At 71.6% G+C, this 17,779-nt stretch carries 18 protein-coding genes, 1 tRNA gene and 1 pseudogene; 10 read left to right on the top strand and 10 right to left on the bottom strand.

Translation table 11 applies throughout. The annotated features are described in order from the left end of the window. Nucleotides 1-18: 18 nt before the first annotated feature. On the top strand, nt 19-861 hold the full coding sequence (locus M2266_RS14370; RefSeq protein ID WP_277438549.1) for a response regulator transcription factor: 843 nt from the start codon (nt 19-21) through the stop codon (nt 859-861). On the opposite strand, the gene M2266_RS14365 is transcribed toward M2266_RS14370, so the two are convergent. After that, nucleotides 820-1,317 (bottom strand): MarR family transcriptional regulator, encoded by a 498-nt coding sequence (locus tag M2266_RS14365; RefSeq protein WP_138354687.1) that lies wholly within the window; start codon nt 1,315-1,317, stop codon nt 820-822. The genes M2266_RS14370 and M2266_RS14365 overlap by 42 nt on opposite strands. Nucleotides 1,318-1,441: 124 nt before the next feature. Between M2266_RS14365 and M2266_RS14360 the strand changes: the two genes are divergently transcribed. The 3 genes from M2266_RS14360 to M2266_RS14350 all read left to right on the top strand — a co-directional run bounded on the left by M2266_RS14360 (nt 1,442) and on the right by M2266_RS14350 (nt 3,327). Continuing rightward, a complete protein-coding gene (locus M2266_RS14360) occupies nt 1,442-2,266 on the top strand; it encodes a trans-aconitate 2-methyltransferase (RefSeq protein WP_277438548.1) in 825 nt (274 codons plus the stop codon). Then, nucleotides 2,263-2,628 (top strand): VOC family protein, encoded by a 366-nt coding sequence (locus tag M2266_RS14355; RefSeq protein ID WP_277438547.1) that lies wholly within the window; start codon nt 2,263-2,265, stop codon nt 2,626-2,628. The genes M2266_RS14360 and M2266_RS14355 overlap by 4 nt, the downstream gene beginning before the upstream one ends. Before the next feature lie 102 nt (nt 2,629-2,730). Beyond that, nucleotides 2,731-3,327 carry a Uma2 family endonuclease gene (locus tag M2266_RS14350; RefSeq protein WP_277438546.1) on the top strand — a complete coding sequence of 199 codons (597 nt, stop codon included), beginning with the start codon at nt 2,731-2,733 and terminating at the stop codon, nt 3,325-3,327. A 104-nt stretch (nt 3,328-3,431) separates the two neighbouring features. Here the strand turns inward: M2266_RS14350 and M2266_RS14345 are convergent. The 6 genes and pseudogenes from M2266_RS14345 to M2266_RS14320 all read right to left on the bottom strand — a co-directional run bounded on the left by M2266_RS14345 (nt 3,432) and on the right by M2266_RS14320 (nt 8,241). Beyond that, a pseudogene (locus tag M2266_RS14345) lies at nt 3,432-3,927 on the bottom strand (hypothetical protein). 62 nt (nt 3,928-3,989) lie between these two features. Next, nucleotides 3,990-4,574, bottom strand: coding sequence for an aminoacyl-tRNA hydrolase (gene pth / locus M2266_RS14340; protein WP_277438545.1), 585 nt, complete (start codon nt 4,572-4,574; stop codon nt 3,990-3,992). A 100-nt stretch (nt 4,575-4,674) separates the two neighbouring features. Next, complete coding sequence (locus tag M2266_RS14335; RefSeq protein WP_277438544.1) at nt 4,675-5,265, bottom strand: 50S ribosomal protein L25/general stress protein Ctc; 591 nt, start codon at nt 5,263-5,265, stop codon at nt 4,675-4,677. Nucleotides 5,266-5,470: 205 nt separating this feature from the next. Then, on the bottom strand, nt 5,471-6,451 hold the full coding sequence (locus tag M2266_RS14330) for a ribose-phosphate diphosphokinase (RefSeq protein WP_277438543.1): 981 nt from the start codon (nt 6,449-6,451) through the stop codon (nt 5,471-5,473). A 165-nt stretch (nt 6,452-6,616) separates the two neighbouring features. Beyond that, entirely contained in the window at nt 6,617-8,059 is a 1,443-nt protein-coding gene (glmU, locus tag M2266_RS14325) for a bifunctional UDP-N-acetylglucosamine diphosphorylase/glucosamine-1-phosphate N-acetyltransferase GlmU (protein ID WP_277438542.1), read from the bottom strand. A gap of 110 nt (nt 8,060-8,169) precedes the next feature. Beyond that, nucleotides 8,170-8,241 (bottom strand) — tRNA-Gln (locus M2266_RS14320). 200 nt (nt 8,242-8,441) lie between these two features. On the opposite strand from M2266_RS14320, the gene M2266_RS14315 reads away from it, so the two are divergent. Next, a complete protein-coding gene (locus tag M2266_RS14315; RefSeq protein ID WP_277438541.1) occupies nt 8,442-9,425 on the top strand; it encodes a fatty acid desaturase in 984 nt (327 codons plus the stop codon). A gap of 88 nt (nt 9,426-9,513) precedes the next feature. After that, nucleotides 9,514-10,116 carry a TetR/AcrR family transcriptional regulator gene (locus M2266_RS14310; protein WP_277441202.1) on the top strand — a complete coding sequence of 201 codons (603 nt, stop codon included), beginning with the start codon at nt 9,514-9,516 and terminating at the stop codon, nt 10,114-10,116. Between the two features lie 70 nt (nt 10,117-10,186). Here the strand turns inward: M2266_RS14310 and ppc are convergent, their stop codons facing one another. Then, nucleotides 10,187-12,919, bottom strand: a complete 2,733-nt coding sequence (gene ppc, locus M2266_RS14305) for a phosphoenolpyruvate carboxylase (protein WP_277438540.1) — start codon at nt 12,917-12,919, stop codon at nt 10,187-10,189. A 328-nt stretch (nt 12,920-13,247) separates the two neighbouring features. Between ppc and M2266_RS32340 the strand changes: the two genes are divergently transcribed. After that, nucleotides 13,248-14,105, top strand: a complete 858-nt coding sequence (locus M2266_RS32340) for a histidine kinase dimerization/phosphoacceptor domain-containing protein (RefSeq protein ID WP_346780894.1) — start codon at nt 13,248-13,250, stop codon at nt 14,103-14,105. Nucleotides 14,106-14,187: 82 nt separating this feature from the next. Further along, complete coding sequence (locus M2266_RS32335; protein ID WP_346780893.1) at nt 14,188-14,556, top strand: ATP-binding protein; 369 nt, start codon at nt 14,188-14,190, stop codon at nt 14,554-14,556. 24 nt (nt 14,557-14,580) lie between these two features. Here the strand turns inward: M2266_RS32335 and M2266_RS14295 are convergent, their stop codons facing one another. Both M2266_RS14295 and M2266_RS14290 read right to left on the bottom strand, forming a co-directional pair. Continuing rightward, nucleotides 14,581-15,072: an SUKH-3 domain-containing protein gene (locus M2266_RS14295; RefSeq protein WP_277441201.1), complete on the bottom strand. Its 492-nt coding sequence runs from the start codon at nt 15,070-15,072 to the stop codon at nt 14,581-14,583. A gap of 59 nt (nt 15,073-15,131) precedes the next feature. Next, entirely contained in the window at nt 15,132-15,632 is a 501-nt protein-coding gene (locus M2266_RS14290) for a YwqJ-related putative deaminase (protein WP_277438539.1), read from the bottom strand. A 254-nt stretch (nt 15,633-15,886) separates the two neighbouring features. On the opposite strand from M2266_RS14290, the gene M2266_RS14285 reads away from it, so the two are divergent. Continuing rightward, the gene (locus M2266_RS14285) at nt 15,887-16,669 is read left to right on the top strand and encodes a sensor domain-containing protein (protein ID WP_277438538.1); all 783 of its coding nucleotides are present in this window, start codon (nt 15,887-15,889) and stop codon (nt 16,667-16,669) included. Between the two features lie 78 nt (nt 16,670-16,747). After that, nucleotides 16,748-17,773: an SMI1/KNR4 family protein gene (locus tag M2266_RS14280; protein ID WP_277438537.1), complete on the top strand. Its 1,026-nt coding sequence runs from the start codon at nt 16,748-16,750 to the stop codon at nt 17,771-17,773. Nucleotides 17,774-17,779 lie beyond the last annotated feature (6 nt).

Raw genomic sequence — 17,779 nt, 5'->3', positions numbered from 1 at the left:
ATGCCGGGAGTGGGGCCCGTGGGACGCATTCGTGTTCTCGTCGTGGACGATCACCGGATCTTCGCAGAATCGCTGGCGGCCGCACTCGCGGCGGAGCCGGACGTCGACGTGTCGGCGGCCGGCAGCGGTCCTGCCGCACAGCGCTGTCTGGAGCGCGCGGTGGCGGACAACCGCAGGTACGACGTGCTGCTGGTGGACGCCGACCTCGGCGTGGTGTTCCGCCCGCCGGGGAGCCCGGTGGGCGCCGGCACGCTGACGGCGGTGCCGCGGCTGGTGTCGGACGCGCGCCATGGGGACCATCCGGGGCCGGCCGCGGCGGCCGTCCCGGACCAGTTGGTCGACGGGATCGGGCTGGTGGAACGGGTCCGCTCCGAGTACCCCTCGACGCGCACCGTGGTGCTGGCCGAACGGGACGACGCGCGCCGCGCGGCCCGCGCGCTGCAGGCCGGGGCCTCCGGCTGGGTCGCCAAGGACTGCTCGCTCTCGCGGTTGCTGGCCGTGATGCGCGGCGTGCTGCGGGACGAGACGCATCTGCCGCCCGCGCTGCTCACCGGCGTGCTGCGGGAGCTGACGGCCGCCCGCCGGCACCGCACCGAGAGCGAGCGGCTGGTGGAGTCGCTGACGCCGCGCGAGCAGGAGGTGCTGCGCTGCATGGTGGCGGGGCTCGGCCGCAAGGCGGTCGCCGAGCGGCTCTTCCTTTCCCCGCACACCGTCCGCACGCACATGCAGAACGTGCTGGGGAAGCTGGGCGTGCACTCGACGCTGGCGGCGGTCGCGCTCGCGCGCCGGGCCGGCGTCGGACCGGTGGAGCTGGTCCCGTCAGCCGGGGATGTTGTCGAACGGAGCGGTCAGCTGTCGTAGCAGCGCCGCGAGGTCGCCGCGCTGGCGGTCCGTCAGCTCACCGAGGATGGACCGCTCCTGCGCGAGCAGCCCGGCCAGCGCCTGGTCGGCGCGCTCGCGCCCCTCGGGGGTGAGCCGGACGAGCACCCCACGCCGGTCCGAGGGGTCCGGGAGCCGTTCCACCAGGCCCTTCTTGGCGAGCCTGTCGATCCGGTTGGTCATCGTGCCGGAGGTGACGAGGGTCTGCGTGAGCAGCTGCCCGGGGGAGAGCTGGTAAGGATCGCCGGTGCGGCGCAGCGAGGTGAGCACGTCGAACTCCCACGGCTCCAGGCTGTGCTCGGAGAACGCCAGCCGCCGTGCCCGGTCCAGGTGGCGGGCCAGCCTGCTGACGCGGCTGAGCACCTCGAGCGGTTCCACGTCGAGGTCGGGGCGCTCTCGGCGCCATGCAGCGACCAACCGGTCGACCTCGTCCTCCATGACGATCAGTGTAGTGGTTCTGTCGATATGAAGTCTCTTGACGTCAAGATAAATTATGGGGCACCGTGGAGGGCGTCAGCAGATCACCGGACGAGACCACCGGATCCGCCAGGGAGGCAGAAACGTGCCGGCAGCAGCACCCGCCTGGGACCCCCAGCAGTACCTGCACCACACCGACCACCGCACCCGCCCCTTCCACGAACTGCTCGCCCGGGTCCCCGCCCTCCCGGGACAGCCGCCACGCATCGCGGACCTGGGCTGCGGTCCCGGCACCGTCACCACGGTGCTCGGCCGGCGGTGGCCGGACGCCCGGATCACCGGCTTCGACAACTCGCCCGAGATGCTGGACGCGGCCCGCGCCTACGCCGGCCCGACCCCCGGCGGCGGGCACCTGGACTTCCGCGCCGCCGACATCGCGCACTGGGCGCCGGAGGAGACCTACGACCTCGTCATCGCCAACGCCGCCCTGCAGTGGGTCGAGGGCCACGCGGAGCGGTTCCCCGGCTGGCTGGACAACCTGGCCCCCGGCGGGACCCTCGCGTTCCAGGTCCCCGGCAACTACGCGGCCCCCAGCCATGTCCTCCTCGCCGGACTCGTCGCGTCCCCGAGGTGGCGGCCCCGGCTGGGCGGCAGCGCCGACCGCCACGTCCTGATCCACGAACCCGAGGAGTACTTCCAGCTCCTGAGCCGCCTCGGCTGCGAGACCGACGTCTGGGAGACCACGTACCTGCACCGCCTCCAGGGCCCCGACCCGGTGCTCGAATGGACGAAGGGCACCGCACTGCGCCCGGTGCTGACCGCCCTCGGGGACGACCACGGCGCGCGCGAGGAGTTCCTCGCCGAGTACGGGGAGCTGCTGCGCACGGCGTATCCGGCCGGTCCGCACGGCACGGTCTTCCCGTTCCGCCGGATCTTCGTGGTCGCGCGCAAGGAGGCGGTGTCCGCGTGATCAGCGCCCTCGACCACGTACAACTCGCGGCGCCGCCCGGCAGTGAGGACGCGCTGCGCGCCTTCTACGGGGACGTCCTCGGCATGACCGAACTCCCCAAGCCGCCGGTGCTCGCCGCCCGCGGCGGCTGCTGGTTCGGCTCCGGCGCGGCACAGATCCACCTTGGCGTCGAGCAGGACTTCCGCCCGGCCAGGAAGGCGCATCCGGGCATCAGGGTCGACGGCATCACCGCGTACGCCCGGCGGCTGGAGGAGCGCGGCGCGAGCGTCGTGTGGGACGCCGACCTGCCAGGACACCGCCGCTTCTACTGCGACGACCCCGTCGGCAACCGCCTGGAGTTCCTGGAACCGGACCCCGCGTGAGGGCCGCCGGGCCCGTCAGCGCGCGGACCGGCATCACGCGTCCGGGTGAGGTGGCGGACAGTGCCGCCCGCTACGGTGAAGGCAGACTGCAGAATCCCGTCCATGGGAGGAACCATGACCGCCGAGTCCGTGCACCACTGGCCGGTGCCGCCGCAGGACGGCTACACCGTGGACGACCTGCTGACGCTGCCCGACCTCCCGCCGCACACGGAGCTGATCGACGGGAGCCTGGTGTTCGTGACTCCGCAGCGATATTTCCACAGCGTGGTGATCGACCTGCTGGTGAGCGGCTTGCGCCGTACCGTTCCGAAGCATCTGAAGGCGGTCCGCGAGATGACCGTCATCCTGAACCGGCGCGACGGCCCGGAGCCCGATGTCTCGGTCGTACGCGCCGAGGCGGTTACCAGCCGCCTCCAGACCCGCTTCGACGCGGCCGATGTCCTTCTCGCCGTCGAAGTCGTGTCCCCGGACTCCGAGGCGCGCGACCGCGACACCAAGCCGCGAAAGTACGCCGCGGCGGGCATCGAGAACTTCTGGCTGGTCGAGATGGCAGGTCAGGACGCTCACCCGGTGGTCCACGTCTACGAACTCGACAAGGTCACCCAGGCCTACGCCCTCACCGGCATCCACCACGACCTGCTCAGGACCAGCGTTCCCTACGACATCGACATCGACCTGGCCACAGTCGACGAGTTCTAGGCCGTGTCTGACAAATCCCGCCTGGCCCGGGACGCCTGGGACAGCCCTTGGGGAACGCCGGAGAGGTTCATCGGGGTTCCGTGACCCGACCCGGGTCCGGCGGCTCAGAGCAGGGCGAAGGCGGCGACCATCAGGGCCGCGCCCGCCAAGCCGGCCGTCCAGGCGCTGCGGGGCATCCGCAGTCCCCCCACGAGCACCAGTGCGGCCAGCAGGAGGGCGCCGCCGAGCGGGACCCAGGCGTACAGCACGCCGGCCCAGCCGGTGGCGCACGACGTCATCGGTGCCCGGCTTCACGGCGACCTTGAGCTTCTCGCCGGTGTGGTGGGTGACGGACCGGGTGACGGTGACCTTGGGCCGCGCCGTGGCGGCCCCGGTGGGGGCGAAGGGGCCGGTGCAGGTCCTGTCGCCGCAGGCGGCCACCGTCATGGTGCCGCGCTCGCGGCCCTTGGTGAGCATCACGTGCTGGGCGGTGCCCCAGGACACCCACACACCCGAGGCGAGCAGTAGGGCGACCACCGCCGACAGGATCACGGCCTTGCCGACGAGCAGCACGCCCCAGGCACTCTCCGCCGCCCGGCGGGCCCGGCTCCGTTTGACCATGCGGGCGATCTTTGGCCATGACATGCCATGGAGTCAACTGCCGTGCCCGAAGGTGGGCGGTGTCAGCTGTGGTACGTGCCCTGGGCCCGCTCCAGGCCGTCGGAGATCAGCGACTCGACGGCGTCGGCGGAGCGGTCGACGAACCAGTCCAGCTCCTTGCGCTCGGTCGAGGAGAAGTCCTTCAGTACGAAGGCCGCCACGTCCATCCGGCCGGGCGGCCGTCCGATGCCGCAGCGCACCCGCAGGTAGTCGGGGCCCAGCGACTTGGTGATCGACTTCAGGCCGTTGTGGCCGTTGTCGCCGCCGCCCAGCTTCAGCCGCAGCGTCGGGTAGTCGATGTCCAGTTCGTCGTGGACGGCGATGATCTGCCCGGTGGGCACCTTGTAGAAGTCGCGCAGTCCCGTCACGGGCCCGCCGGAGAGGTTCATGAACGTCATCGGCTTGGCCAGCACCACCCGTTGGCCGGCGATCCTCCCCTCGACCACCTGCGCCCGGCTCTTGTGGGTCTTGAACCTGCCGCGGATCCGCTCCGCGAGCAGGTCGGCCACCATGAAGCCGATGTTGTGCCGGTTGCCGGCGTACTCGGGGCCGGGGTTGCCGAGCCCGGCCACCAGCCAAGGCCCCTCGGGGGCGGGCGAACTGCTCATGCTCATGCCGTCCATTCAAGTCCACTGACGTCGCAACCCGAACCGCCGCCCCGCTCCGGAGGGAGCGGGGCGGCGGTCCGGGACAGCGGAGGCGGGAGGATCAGGCCTCGGTGGTCTCGGCCGGGGCGGCGGACTCGTCCGCCGGCTCCTCGGCCTGCGGGGCCACGACCTGGATGACGACGGTGTCGCCGTCGATCGTCAGCACGGTGCCCTCGGGCAGCGTGATGTCCTTCGCGAGGATGGCGGCGCCGGCCTCCAGGCCCTCGATGGAGACGGAGACGGAGGTCGGGATGTGGGTGGCCTCGGCCTCGACCGGCAGGGCGTTGAGGACGTGCTCCAGCAGGCCGCCGCCCGGGGCCAGCTCGCCCTCGGTGTGCACGGCCACCTCGACGTTGACCTTCTCGCCGCGCTTCACGGTGAGCAGGTCGACGTGCTTGAGGAAGCCCTTGATGGCGTCGCGCTGGACGGCCTTGGGGAGCACGAAGGTGGTCTTACCCTCGACCTCGAGGCTGATCAGGACGTTCTTGGTGCGGAGCGCGAGCAGCAGCGCGTGACCCGGGAGGTTCACGTGCACCGGGGTGGCGCCGTGGCCGTAGACGACACCGGGGACCAGGTTGGCGCGGCGCGCACGACGGGCGGCACCCTTGCCGAATTCGGTACGGACCTCGGCGCTGAGCTTGACCTCGGACATGAGAATCACTCCTCGTAAAGAGACGAATGGCTGGGACACATGTCGCCCGGCCCACGACGGGGGCCGATCCACTTACGAGGAGCGCGCCGATAACGGAGACGAAAAAGCCTCCCTCGCCGAGCAAACTCCAGGAGTCTACCCGGCGGGGAGGCCGTGACGAAATCGATCAACGTGCGGTCGTAACCGACCGCGGGCGATCAGTGGTTCAGTGCGAGGCGCCGTCGAAGAGGCTGGTGACCGAGCCGTCCTCGAAGACCTCGCGGATCGCGGACGCGAGCGTCGGGGCGATCGAGAGCACCGTGATCTTGTCCAGCTCCAGCTCGCCCGGGGTCGGCAGCGAGTTGGTGAAGATGAACTCGCTCACCTGCGAGTTCTTCAGCCGGTCGGCGGCCGGGCCGGAGAGCACACCGTGCGTCGACGCCACGATGACGTCCTCGGCGCCGTTGGCGAACAGGGCGTCCGCGGCGGCGCAGATGGTGCCACCGGTGTCGATCATGTCGTCGACGAGCACGCAGATGCGGCCCCTGACGTCACCGACGACCTCATGGACCGTCACCTGGTTCGCGACGTCCGGGTCACGGCGCTTGTGGACGATGGCCAGCGGGGCGCCGAGCCGGTCGCACCAGTTGTCGGCCACGCGGACGCGGCCGGCGTCCGGGGAGACGATGGTGAGCTTGGTGCGGTCGACCTTGGCACCGACGTAGTCGGCCAGGATCGGCAGCGAGATCAGGTGGTCCACCGGGCCGTCGAAGAAGCCCTGGATCTGCGAGGCGTGCAGGTCCACGGCGAGCAGCCGGTCGGCACCCGCGGTCTTGAACAGGTCGGCCATCAGCCGGGCCGAGATCGGCTCGCGGCCGCGGTGCTTCTTGTCCTGGCGGGCGTAGCCGTAGAACGGCAGGATCACGGTGATGCGCTTGGCGGAGGCCCGCTTCAGCGCATCGATCATGATCAGCTGTTCCATGATCCACTTGTTGATCGGAGCGGTGTGGCTCTGGATCACGAACGCGTCGCTGCCGCGCGCGGACTCCTCGAAACGAACGTAGATCTCACCGTTCGCGAAGTCGAACGCCTTGGTCGGGACGAGGTCGACACCGAGCTGGTGGGCCACCTCCTCCGCGAGTTCCGGATGAGCGCGTCCGGAGAAGAGCATCAGCTTCTTCTCACCGGTCGTCTTGAGCCCGGTCACACCGTCTCCTTGGTTCTACGGGTCCACGGGGGTTCGGAGGCGACCCCGGTAAGACTCAGTTAAGACTCGGTTCGCAGCTTCGTCCCGTGGACGTCGGCCTGCGGCATTCCGTGCACCTCTACGGTACGCCCCGCCGGGCCGCGTCGTGACCCGGCGGGAGTGCCGTTACTCACCCTGACCGGCTCGTTCGGCGGCCTCCGCGGCGGCGCTTCCGGGGCGCTTGCGCGCGACCCAGCCCTCGATGTTCCGCTGCTGGCCGCGGGCCACGGCCAGCGAACCGGCCGGTACGTCCTTGGTGATCACGGAGCCGGCGGCGGTGTAGGCGCCGTCCCCGACTGTGACGGGTGCCACGAACATGTTGTCGGAGCCGGTCTTGCAGTAGCTGCCGATCGTGGTGTGGTGCTTGACCTCGCCGTCGTAGTTCACGAAGACGCTCGCGGCGCCGATGTTCGTGTACTCGCCGATCGTCGCGTCCCCCACGTACGACAGGTGCGGCACCTTGGTGCCCTCGCCGATCGTCGCGTTCTTCATCTCGACGTACGTGCCGGCCTTCGCCTTCGCGCCGAGCCGGGTGCCGGGGCGCAGGTAGGCGAACGGGCCGACGGTGGCGCCCTCGCCGATCTCGGCGCTCTGCGCGACCGTGTTGCTCACCTGGGCGCTCGCGCCCACGGTGGTGTCGGTCAGCGTGCAGTTCGGGCCGACCTCGGCGCCCTCGGCCAGGGTGGTGGCCCCGTACAGCTGGGTGTTGGGCAGCACCAGGGAGTCGGGCGCGAAGGCGACGGTCACGTCGACCCAGGTCGAGGCGGGGTCGACGATGGTGGCGCCGGCGAGCATCGCCTCGTTGAGCAGGCGGTCGTTGAGCGTGCGGCGGGCCTGCGAGAGCTGCACCCGGTTGTTGATCCCGGCGATCTCGCGGTGGTCCGCGGCGACCGCGGCGCCCACCCGGTGCCCGGCCTCGCGCAGGATGCCGAGGGTGTCGGTGAGGTACTCCTCGCCCTGCGCGTTGTCGGTCGTGACCTTGCCGAGCGCGTCGGCGAGCAGCTGCGCGTCGAACGCGAAGACGCCGGAGTTGATCTCGGCGATGGCCAGTTGGGCCTCGTTGGCGTCCTTGGTCTCGACGATCGCCGACACCGAGCCGTCGGCGGCGCGCACGATCCGGCCGTAGCCGGCCGGGTCCGGCACCTCGGCGGACAGCACGGTGACGGCGTTGCCGTCGCCCTCGTGCGTCGCGACCAGGGACCGCAGCGTTCCGGCGGTCAGCAGCGGGGTGTCGCCGCAGGTGATCACGACCGTGCCGGTGAGCACGACGCCCTGGGCCGACAGCGCCTCCAGTGCCATCCGGACCGCGTGCCCGGTGCCGAGCTGCTGGTCCTGCACGGCGGTGCGGGCGGTGGGGTCGATCCCGGCGAGATGGGCGGCCACCTGCTCACGGGCGTGGCCGACGACCACGACCAGGTGTTCGGGATCGAGCGCGCGCGAGGCGGCCACGACATGGCCGACCAGAGTGCGTCCGCAGATGGCGTGCAGGACCTTGGGGACGGCCGACTTCATGCGGGTGCCCTCACCCGCGGCGAGGACGACGACAGCAGCCGGGCGGTTGGGGCTCACGGAAGGGGCTCCTCGGCTTTGGGTGACGGACACCCGCAGGATACCGGGGGGTATGCGGGGAGAAACACGCGCGGGTCCCGACCGTGAAGGTCAGGACCCGCTCGTACTCGCTCCGCCGCCAGGACTCGAACCCGGACAAAGGGCACCAAAAGCCCCGGTGCTGCCAATTACACCACGGCGGACCGGCGCGCCTGAGCGCGCCTGCGCGTCCCTACTATGCCGCAACCGACCGCGTGAACGCGACGAGGTTCGGGGTACACGTAGTTACGGGGCGTCAGCCCTCCGGACCTGTTGCCTGTCGCCGCGACGCTGCCATACTTACGTCGCCGTAGGTTACGGTTCCGTAGTAAATCCCCCCATACACCCCCGGTGAGGGACCTTCATGACCGCACAGGCCGACGTGATCACCGAGCCCCGAGACCCCGGGCCCGGACAATTCGTAACCCTCGCCACCCTCGGTGGCGACAACAAGGGCATGACCGAGCGCATCACCCTCGGCGCCTTCATCGGCGTCCCCTTCGTGGCGCTGGTCGCCGCGATCCCGCTGGCCTGGGGCTGGGGGATGAGCTGGCTGGACCTCGGTCTGATGGTCGGCATGTACTTCATCGGCTGCCACGGCATCACCATCGGATTCCACCGGTACTTCACCCACGGCGCCTTCAAGGCCAAGCGCCCGCTGCGGATCGCGCTCGCCGTCGCCGGCTCGCTGGCCGTGGAGGGCCCGGTCGTGCGCTGGGTGGCGGACCACCGCAAGCACCACAAGTACTCCGACGCCGACGGCGACCCGCACTCCCCGTGGCGCTACGGCGAGACCGTGCCGGCTCTCATGAAGGGCCTGTGGTGGGCCCACATCGGCTGGATGTTCGACACCGAGCGGACCCCGCAGGAGAAGTACGCGCCGGACCTGATGAAGGACCCGGCCATCAGGATGATCTCCCGGCAGTTCCTGGCCTTCACCCTCGTCTCGCTCGCGATCCCGCCGCTGGTCGGCGGACTCGTGACGATGTCCTGGACCGGCGCCTTCAGCGCGTTCTTCTGGGGATCGCTCATCCGGGTGGGCCTGCTGCACCACGTCACCTGGTCGATCAACTCCATCTGCCACGCGGTGGGCAACCGCCCGTTCAAGTCCCGCGACCGGTCCGGCAACGTGTGGTGGCTGGCCATCCTGAGCTGCGGCGAGTCCTGGCACAACCTGCACCACGCCGAGCCCACCTCGGCCCGGCACGGCGTGCTGCGCGGCCAGGTCGACTCCAGCGCCCGTGTCATCCGCTGGTTCGAACAGCTCGGCTGGGCGAGCGACGTCCGGTGGCCCAGCAAGGACCGGATCGCCGCCCGGCGCAAGGAATGCATCGGTGAAGCGGCATGATTGACGCGTGAGCGACGGCAGTAGTACGAGCGGCGAGGGCCCGAACGGAACGACGGGTACGGGCGCTCGGCGCGCGCGCCGGGTGCGGATGACGGGCAAGGAGCGCCGCGAGCAACTGCTCGACATCGGTCGCACGCTCTTCGCCGAACGCGGCTTCGAGGGCACCTCCGTGGAGGAGATCGCCCACAAGGCCGGGGTGTCCAAACCGGTGGTCTACGAGCACTTCGGCGGCAAGGAGGGCCTCTACGCCGTCGTGGTCGACCGGGAGATGCGCCGGCTCCTCGACATGGTCACCAGTGCCCTCACCGGCGGCCATCCGAGGGAACTCCTGGAACAGGCGGCGTTCGCGCTGCTCGACTACATCGAGCAGTACACCGACGGGTTCCGGATCCTCGTCCGGGACTCGCCCGTCGCCCAGTCCACCGGTACCTTCGCGTCCCTGATCAGCGATATCGCCACCCAGGTCGAGGACATCCTCGGCATGGAGTTCAAGAACCGCGGCTTCGACGCCAAACTCGCGCCGATGTACGCCCAGGCCCTCGTCGGCATGGTCGCGCTGACCGGCCAGTGGTGGCTTGACGCGCAGCGTCCCGACAAGGCCGAGGTCGCCGCGCACCTGGTGAACCTGTCGTGGAACGGGCTGTCGGGTCTCGAGCCCAGGCCGCGGCTGATCGGGCACCGCAAGAACTGAACGCACGAAGACCCCCGGACGCGCTGTCCGGGGGTCTTCGTGCGTTCTGGAACGGATGTTCTGAAACGGATCAGCCGGTGTTGCGCAGGCCCGCCGCCACACCGTTGACCGTCAGCAGCAGGGCCCGCGACAGCAGCGGGTCCGCCTCTTCGCCCCGGGCGGCCGCCTCGCGCTGGCGCGAGAGCAGGGCGACCTGGAGGTAGGAGATCGGGTCGAGGTACTGGTCGCGGATGTGGAACGTCTGCGCCAGTGCCGGGTCGCCGGCCAGCAGCTCCTTCTCACCGGTGATCCGCAGCACCTCCTGGACGGTGAGCGCGTGCTCGGCCTCGATGGTGTCGAAGACGTGCTTGAGCTCGTCGGGCACGAGGCTGTCCACGTAGTGCCGGGCGATCCGCAGGTCCGTCTTGGCCAGCGTCATCTCGACGTTGGACAGGAAGTTGCGGAAGAAGTGCCAGTTCTCGTGCGCCTCGTCGATGACGGAGCCGAGACCGGCGTCCCGCGCGGCCTTGAGCCCGGAGCCGACCCCGAACCAGCCCGGGACGATCTGCCGGGACTGCGTCCAGCCGAACACCCACGGGATGGCCCGCAGCCCGTCAAGACCCGCGCCGGAGTCCGGGCGGCGGGAGGGGCGGGAGCCCAGGTGCAGCTCGGCGAGCTGGTCCACCGGGGTGGAGGCGAAGAAGTACGACGGCAGGTCCGGGTCCTCGACGAGGCGCCGGTACGCGTTGTGCGCCGCGTCCGAGATGGTGTCCATCGCCGCGTCCCAGCGGCTCAGCGCCTCGTCGGACTGGCGCGGCGAGGTGTGCAGAGCGGACGCCTGCAGCGTCGCCGCGACGGTCAGTTCGAGGTTCTCGCGGGCCAGCGACGGGATCAGGTACTTGTCGGAGATGACCTCGCCCTGCTCGGTCACCTTGATCTCGCCCTCCAGCGTGCCCCACGGCTGCGCGAGGATCGCGGTGTGCGAGGGGCCGCCGCCGCGGCCGACGGTGCCGCCACGGCCGTGGAAGAGCCGCAGCCGTACGCCGTAGCGGTGCGCGACGTCACGCAGCCGGCGCTGGGCGCGGTGGATCTCCCACTGCGAGGTGGTGATGCCGCCGAACTTGGAGGAGTCGGAGTACCCGAGCATGACCTCCTGCACGTCGCCGCGGAGCGAGACCAGCCGGCGGTACGACGGGTCCGCGAGCATCTCGTCGAGGATCCGGTCCGCCTCCTTCAGCTCGTCCGTCGTCTCCAGCAGCGGGACGATGCCGATCTGGGCGACGCCGCCGTGCAGGTCGATCAGACCGGCCTCACGGGCCAGCACGGCCGCGGCGAAGACGTCGTCCGCGCCCTGGCACATCGAGATGATGTAGGACTCGACGACCTCGGGGCCGAAGCGGGCGAACGCCTCGCGGATGGTGTGGAAGACGCCGAGGGTCTTCGAGCCGGCCGCGTCCAGCGGGGCCGGGGTGCCGGCCAGCGGGCGGCGGGAGCGCAGCTCCTTCGCGAGCAGCTTGCGCCGGTAGTCGCGCGGCATGTCCGCGTACCGCCAGGACTCCTCGCCGAGCCGGTCGAAGAGCTGGCCGAGCGCGTGGTGGTGGGCGTCCGCGTGCTCGCGCACGTCCATCGTGGCGAGCTGCAGTCCGAACGCGGCGAGCGTGCGGATGGTGCGTTCCAGCCGGCCGTCCGCCATCAGCTCGCCGCGGTTGGCGCGCAGCGAGGCCTGGATGAGCGCGAGGTCCTGCAGCAGCTCGCCGCTGCCCAGGTAGTCGCGGCCGGGGACGTGCGCACTGCCGGCGGCGAGCCGCTCGCGGGTGTTGACGAGCTTCTGCCGGATGCAGGTGGCCTTGAGGCGGTACGGCTCCTCGGCGTTCAGCCGCTTGTAGCGCGGGCTGATCTCCGGCAGCGTCGCCAGGTCGCCGTCGAGCGAGGTGAGCAGCTCCGGGGTCGCGCCGCAGTTGCGGATCGAGTTGGAGAGCGCCCCGCGCAGGGTGTCCACCAGCTCCAGGGCGTCGGTGATGCCGTGCTCGTGCTGCAGGATCAGGACGTCCCAGGTGACCTCGGGGGTCACGTTCGGGTTGCCGTCGCGGTCGCCGCCGATCCAGGTGCCGAAGGTCAGCGGGCGGGTCTCGGGCGGCAGCGGCACACCGACCCGCTCCAGCTCGGCCGACAGGTCCTCCAGGACGTCGCCGACGGCTCCGGCGTGCAGCTCGTCGAGGTAGTAGATCGCGTTGCGTGCCTCGTCGGCGGGCTCCGGACGCACCACGCGCAGCTCGTCGGTCTGCCACAGCAGGTCGATGTTCTCGGCCAGCCGCAGGTCGGCGCGGCGGCGGTCGCCGTTCCCGTCCCCCTGGTGCGCGTCGAGCAGCTCGGCGATGCGCCGCAGCTTGTTCAGCACGCTGCGGCGGGCCGCCTCCGTGGGGTGCGCGGTGAAGACCGGCCGCACGTTGAGGTGCTTGACGGTCTCGCGGACGTGGTCGGCGTCGGCGTCCTTCATCAGGTCCGCCGTCTGGCTGAGCAGACCGCCCTCGGAGGCGCGGCGGGCGCGCAGCTCGCGGCCGCGGTGCACCTGCTCGGTGACGTTCGCGAGGTTGAAGTACGTGGAGAAGGCACGCACCAGCTTCGCGGCGGTCTGCAGGTCCGTCTTCCCCAGAAGGGCCGCGGCGGCCTCCCCGTCGGATCGGGTCAGGGCCCGTACCTTCTCGACGAGGTCGAGTAGCTCCTGGCCCTCCTGGCGGACGAGCGTCCCGCCGAGGAGTTCGCCCAGCCGGCGGATGTCGGCGCGCAGGGCTGGGCTGTCCGTTGCGTTGTCGGCGCTGCTCACAGGTGCGGCTCCTAGTGCAGGGAGAGGGGCGACGGCTGATCTCCTCGCCGGAGAACGGCGAGGTGGGGCGGACCGCGCTGTCCGACCCGACCAGGATAGGTCGCGCCACCGCCGGCCACGGCCCCCGCCCATCTGGCGGACACCCCTAAGCGCCGGTGGCGGGCCCCCTGACCGGACTCCGGCGGGCCGGGGACACCGCGCCCCCTACCCGCGCGGGACACGGCCTAGGCTGGGCCGTATGAGTACGACGGGGGCGCACGTACCGGATGACAGGGGTGGGGGCCGAGCGAGGCCCGGCCCGTGGTGGTGGCCGAGGCGGCGCAGCCTCGTGCTCGACGCGACGCTGGCCGCGGTGTCGGCGCTCGAGTGTTTCATCGAAGGGGCGTCCTTCGCGGAGAAGACCGGGATCGAGCCCGGTGTCGGCGCGATCTTCGGGCTGCTCGTCGGGGCGTCGCTGCTGCTGCGCCGCCGCTGGCCGATCGCGGTCGTGCTGCTGGCCATCGCGGTGACGCCCGCACAGCTCGGGTTCCTGCTCAGCATCGTCGGCCTCTACACGCTGGCCGCCTCCGAGGTGCCGCGCCGCATCACCGCCACCCTGGCCGTGATGACGGGGGCCGGCACGATGATCGTCGCGTTCCTCCAGATGCGGGAGAGCCTTCGGCAGGACAGCGAAACCCCGATGGTCGTCATCGTGATCACGTCGGTCCTGATGGCGCTGGGGCTGACGGCGCCGCCGGTGCTGCTCGGCCTGTACGTCCGGGCCCGCCGCCGCCTGGTGGAGAGCCTGCGGGAGCGTGCCGACGGTCTGGAGCGGGAGCTGACGCTGCTCGCGGAGAAGGCGACGGAGCGGGCGGAACGGGCGCGTTCCGACGAGCGGACCCGGATCGCCCGCGAGATGCACGACGTGGTCGCGCACCGGGTCAGCCTGATGGTGGTGCACGCGGCGGCGCTCAAGGCCGTCGCCCTGAAGGACCCGGAGAAGGCGTCCGCGAGTGCGGAGCTGCTGGGGGACATGGGGCGGCAGGCGCTCAACGAGCTGCGCCAGATGCTGGGTGTCCTGCGGACGGAGCAGGTGGTGAACACGGTGGGCACCGGGAACACGCTGGCCTTCACCGAGCTGGGGGCGGCACGCGCCGCCGGGCGGTCCTCCGGCGCGGGGGACGGCGGCGGCCCCGCGGGTCGATGACTCCCCGGCGGACGGCCCGCAGGCCGACGGCGCGTGCCTCGCCCGGCTTGAGGCGCTTGTCGAGGAGTCCCGGGCGGCGGGGATGCGGGTCGAGCTGACCGTCGAGGGCGAGGCCCGGTCCTGCGAGGACCTGGTCGAGCGGACCGCGTACCGCGTCGTCCAGGAGGCCCTCACCAACGTCCACAAGCACGCCCCCGGGGCCGTCACGGACGTCCGGCTCGCCTACCGGGAGGCCGAGGTCGCCGTCCGCGTCCAGAACGGCCCGTCCGACGGCTCGCCCGCCGCGGCCCTGCCCAGCGGCGGCCACGGCCTCGTCGGCATGAAGGAGCGGGTCACCGCGCTCGGCGGCGGCTTCGTGGCGGGCCACACCGAGGCGGGCGGCTTCCGCGTCTCCGCCATGATCCCGTCCCTGCCCCTCACGATCCCGGCCGTGCCGCCGGCCGCCGGCTGAGGCTTCGACGGCGGCCGGGCACGGTCAGGCCGTGGTGAGGCGGTCCGGGCGGCCTCCCGCGACCAGGGTGGTCAGGGCGCCGTCGATGTCGGCGCCGAGGTACCAGTCGCCGGTGTGGTCGATGGCGTAGACGTGGCCGTTCGCGTCGATCGCGAGCAGCGAGCCCGAGCCCATCTCCTCGCCGAGCGGCGAGACCTCGGTCTCCAGCGCCCGGCCGAGGTCGGCGAGGGTCCTGGCCAGGTGGAGCCCGCGCAGCGGGTTGACCAGAACCGGGGTCGGGGCGATCTGCCGGCCGGGGCCCGTGGTCGCGGGGATCGCGAGGTTGCCGAACTCCGCCCACGCCTCCACCGCCGCGGGTGAGACGGCGTGCCGGTGCCCGGCGGGGGAGGTGTGCGCGCGCAGCGCGTCCGCCCACACCTCGGCCTGCTTGATGTCCCAGCGGCCGGGCTGCCAGCCGGCGGACCGCAGCGCGGCATCCACGGCGGCCGGGAAACGGGTGCTCGGAGAACTCGGCATGCCGGCGGCGTGGTTCACGCCGTTGACGCTGTTCGGGTCCCGCGGGGCGTTCGGGTCGCTCACGCCGCCTCCGCCGACGGATCGACCGGCCGCACGCCGAAGTGCGCCAGCAGCGGTCCGCAGGAGCGGCAGGGCGGCGCGTAGGAGCCGTGCTCCGGATCGCCGTCCTCGCGTATGCGGCGGGCGGTGAGCCGCGCGCCACGCAACGCCTTGCGGGCCTCACTCTGCGTGAGCGGCTTACGGGCCGCGCGCTTGCTGCGGGAGGCGTCCGCGGCGGAGAGGAACCGGGAGAGCAGCACGGGCTCCGGACAGCGTCCGGTGAAGCGCTCGCGCTGGGCGACCGGCAGCGTGTCGAGGAAGTCCTGAATGATCGGATGCAGCGCCGGAGCCTGCTCGGCCTTGCTTCCGGTGCAGGTCAGCACCTCGTCACGGATGGACAGCGCGGCGGCGACGGCCGGCAGGATGCCGTCCCGCCGGTGCCGCAGAACGGGTGGCCCCGCCGTGTCCGCGCCCTTGGCGCTCCAGGTGAGCCGCGGGTCCGCGGCGTCCGTCGTGTGCATGGTTGGTGCGTCCTCCTGTCCGCCCGCCGGGGCGGGCGATCCCCCGTTTACGAGACTCAGAGTGCCAAAGGTGCCAGGAGGTGGGGAAGTCGGGTGTGGTGTGCGCACCATCTTGTGTGTCCCATGTCACCGTGGGGTGACGGATCGTCTGCGGAGTGGAAACGGCATGGACGGGGCAGCAGATGGGCCGGAAGGATGGCGCGCAGCTCGCACACGCGGGCGGAACGTTCCGTCCACGAGGGGGAGTTGCCCGTATGCGCGCTCGGTCCCGCACCACCACTCGCACCAACGTCCGTATCCGCCGGGCCGTCACGGCGGCCGCCGTCCTGCCGGTGCTCGCGCTGGCCGGGGCCTGCTCCGGTGCCGACGGCGGGAGCGACGGCGGAAAGGGCAAGGACGGCGCGACGACGCCCGCCGCGTCCCCGACGGGGGCCGCCAAGGCCCCGCTGACCGCGGCGCAGTTGAGAACGGCGCTGGTCAAGGACGCGGAACTGCCCGGCTACAAGATCGAGGCGTCGAAGAGCGAGGCGATGAGCGCCGCGGACGCGATGACGACCGACAAGCCCGAGTGCCAGCCGCTCGCCGATCCGCCCAGCACCAAGCCGAAGTACGCGCGCAAGGCGTTCGTCGGCGCCTCGGTCGCGCAGGCCGACCCCCGCAACCTGGCGTCGACCCTCCAGTTGACGCAGATGCTGCTCGCCAGCCATGCCCCGGGCGACGCCGCCAAGATGGTGGCCGACATCCGGCAGGCCCTGGAGAAGTGCACCGCGTTCACGGCCACCGACGGAGCCGGCAAGAAGACCTCGTTCGCGATCAAGAAGGGCCCCGCGGTCACCCTGGGGGACGAGGCGGTGACCTACGTGATGACGGACACCGGCGACAAGGAGGGCGGCACGGCGCTGGTCACCGTCGTGCGCACCGGCGAGGCCAGCGCCACGTACCTGTCGGTGAAGGGGACGGGACAGGCGGGTGACCCGCCCCTCACCGTCGTCCACAAGCAGGACGCGAAGCTGAGGGCGGCAGAGGCGGCCGGCTGACCCGGACGGGGCGGCGGGCGCGCTTGCCACACCCCCTAGGCTGTGCTCATCAGCCGGACGCAGCAGGGGGCAACCGCCATGACGACAGGTCGGCCAGGGCTGGGGGCACCTCCCAGCACCCGGACCGGGGGACGGACCGTGCCACCGAACGCGGCCTACGCCGGTCAGGTCGTGCACTTTCCCGACCCGGTGCGGGCCGCCCGGCACCCCCAGGGTGTCTGGGTCGACGAGGACGGTTACCCGGACTTCTCGGCGTTCGCGAGGGCGGCGGCGGAGATCGCCGAGCCGCCCGAGGGCTTCGGCGTCGACGAGCTCCGGCTGACCGACTACGTGTCGGCCAACGCCGCGATGCACGCGGTCGGACACGAGCTGTGGGGCAGCCTGCCGCCCGTCGCCACCCCGCACGGCTGGACCTGGCACCACGTGGCGGGCACCCGGCGGCTGGAGCTGATCCCCGTCGAGGTCAAGGCGTTGCTGCGGCACCACGGCGGCCTCGCCGCCTCGACCGCGGACCACGCCAAGCGCGGCACGCGCCCGCTCCAGGAGACCCGGCCCGTGCACTTCGGGCTGCCCAAGGCGACGCCCCACCACAGCGGGGTGGCCGTCACCGAGCAGCAGGTCCTGGACGTCGAGGAGGAGTTGGGCTACCGGCTCCCCGGTGCCTACCGCACGTTCCTCAAGGCGGCCGGTGGCTGCGCCCCCGCGGGGGTCGCGCTCGACCCCGTCCTGGGGCTGCTGCTGGACCAGCCGTTCTTCACGGTGCGTGACGAGGCCGCGGTCAACGACCTCGTGTACGTCAACAAGTGCCTGCGCGACCACTTCACCAAGGACTACCTGGCCATCGGGTACGTCCAGGGCGGTGTGCTCGCGGTGAAGGTCAAGGGCGAGGGCACCGGCTCGGTCTGGTTCTGCGCCTACGACGACGCGCGGGACGGCGACCACTGGTCGTCCCCGCAGGAGCGCGTCGCGGAGCTGCTGCTGCCGTGCGGTGACTCGCTCGACGCGTTCCTGCTGCGGCTGGCCGGCAGTCCGCCGGAGCTGGAGACAGTGGCGAACCTGATGGTGGACGGCGGCTTCGCCGGCGCCGTCCCGGTGGAAGGGTGAAGCAGG

This window comes from Streptomyces sp. SPB162 (assembly GCF_029504575.1).
GTDB lineage: Bacteria > Actinomycetota > Actinomycetes > Streptomycetales > Streptomycetaceae > Actinacidiphila.
Note: the sequence above shows the minus strand (reverse complement) of the source record. Positions and strands in the feature narration are given on the sequence as shown.